2 protein-coding genes are annotated in these 2,069 nt (G+C 33.2%); both read left to right on the forward strand.

The features are described 5' to 3' along the window. Positions 1–419 (forward strand): methylmalonyl-CoA mutase family protein (locus ACVC2P_RS09010; RefSeq protein ID WP_452598145.1); only part of this gene is annotated, 419 nt, incomplete at its 5' end. Positions 420–549: 130 nt separating this feature from the next. Beyond that, the gene (locus ACVC2P_RS09015; RefSeq protein WP_452598146.1) at positions 550–1,806 is read left to right on the forward strand and encodes a zinc-dependent metalloprotease; all 1,257 of its coding nucleotides are present in this window, start codon (positions 550–552) and stop codon (positions 1,804–1,806) included. Positions 1,807–2,069: the final 263 nt, after the last annotated feature.

The following is a 2,069-nucleotide window of genomic DNA, read 5'->3' on the forward strand; positions in this document are numbered from 1 at the left end:
AAGCAGTGTTAATGGAATTTGATCGTATTACAGAACGAGGAGGTGTTTTAGGAGCTATGGAAACGATGTATCAACGCTCTAAAATACAAGAAGAAAGCCTGTATTATGAAACGTTAAAACACAATGGCGATTTCCCTATAGTAGGCGTCAATACATTTTTAAGTAGTAAAGGCTCGCCAACAGTAGTACCTAAAGAAGTGATTCGAGCTACAGAAGAAGAAAAGTTATTCCAAATAAAAACATTAGAGAATTTACATAAAGCTAACGACACGAGAGAGCTACTCAAAGAATTACAGCATAAAGCTATAAATAATGAGAATATTTTTGAAGCGTTAATGGATGTATGTAAAGTTTGTTCTTTAGGAGAAATTACTTCAGCATTATTTGAGGTAGGAGGACAGTATAGACGAAATATGTAAGCCATTTATAACATAGGAATAAAAATCCAAAATAGTATATTTTGGATTTTTTTATTTCTTAATAGTAGGGTAAACCATATATTAGCTGTTTTTATTATAATAAAATATAAACTATTAAAAATCATTGAATATGAATTTGAAAACTACTTTTTTATTAGCTTTCCTTTCTATAGGATTAGTTAGTTTTGCACAGCAACAACGTACATGTGGTACAGATGCTTACATGCAAGAACGATTACAAAATCCTGAATTTAGAGCTCAATATGAAGCACGCCAAGCTAAGTTTAAAGAAAACTTAGAATTAAGAGCCTCAGGTGTAAGTAATAGAAGTGCAATGGCCACTTTATTTATTCCCGTAGCTGTCCACTACGAATCAGGAAGTGAAGCAGACAGAGCTTGTTTAGTAGCCTTGGCACAAAGTCAAATAGACATACTAAATAATGATTTTGGAGGAACTAATGCAGATATAAACCAATGGGCAGCAGCAAGTGCTTTTTACCCAGGCGTTAATACAGGAGCTTTAGATGTGCAATTTACATTAGCAACACAAAATCACCCAGCTGGAACAGATCCAGATTTAGTAGAAGGTGAGCCAGCAGTAACTATTGGATATAATTTTGGAGGAGGAGCAGCTCCTGCAGATAACGATGCAAGTTGGGCTGGTTATATGAACTTTGTTGTAAGAAACCTTGGAGGTGGTATTTTAGGATACTCTCCATTAGGAGGTAGTCCAGCAGCAGGAGCAACTGTTGTAATGACAACGTCTGCATTTGGTTCTGGAGCAGGTTGCCCAGGAGTTGTACCTGGAGCACCATATAATTTAGGGAGAACATTAACTCACGAGCTAGGACATTTTTTAAACCTAGATCACACATGGGGTAATGGAGGATGTGGTTCTGATGATAGTGTAGCAGATACACCTAACATTAGTGGACCAAGTTATGGCTGTCCAGCTGTAGGAGGTGTTTCTATGTGTGGAAATACGTCATTGACAATGAACTTTATGGATTATGTAAACGATGCATGTATGTTTATGCTTACAGAGGGTCAAACAAATAGATCTGATGCTTATTTAGATACTATAGAAGGAGAATTTAATACAAATGTACTAAGTGTTGAAGAGTTTGATGCAGATAAAGTATTTGCTATTTATCCAAATCCAGCAGATAACGAAATTACAATTCAATCTACAAGTAATCTTTTAAAAGCAGGAGCAGATATTGAATTATATGATATGTTAGGAAGAAGAGTTATTAATGAAACATTAAACTCTCCAGTAGAAGAACAAAAAGTAAATGTAAGCAGCTTAAATGAAGGTGTATACATTTTAAAAGTGTCTTCTCAAAATGTATCTGCTACAAAAAGAATTGTAGTTAAAAGAAAATAAGATTATTAGATAAATTAATCTATAAATAATAAAAGGGCTTTCATTAATTTGAAAGCCCTTTTTATATTTGAATTAACATTAAAAATAAATAAAGTTTTAATCACTATTTAAAACTTTAAAGTCCATGTATGTTGTAGTTTTTTAAACTTATTAAGCTCTTTTCTTAAAATAGGTAAAAAATCTACTCCATCACTATTAGATTGCTCTAAACGTTTACAGTTCTTATATAACCTATTAGTTAGTCTTTTTACAGACCTAATGTG

Source organism: Pontimicrobium sp. MEBiC01747 (genome assembly GCF_053601635.1).

Bases quoted from the DNA above. Each gene is read 5' to 3' on its own strand.
- ACVC2P_RS09015 (WP_452598146.1), top strand. From the start codon at position 550: ATGAATTTGAAAACTACTTTTTTATTAGCTTTCCTTTCTATAGGATTA.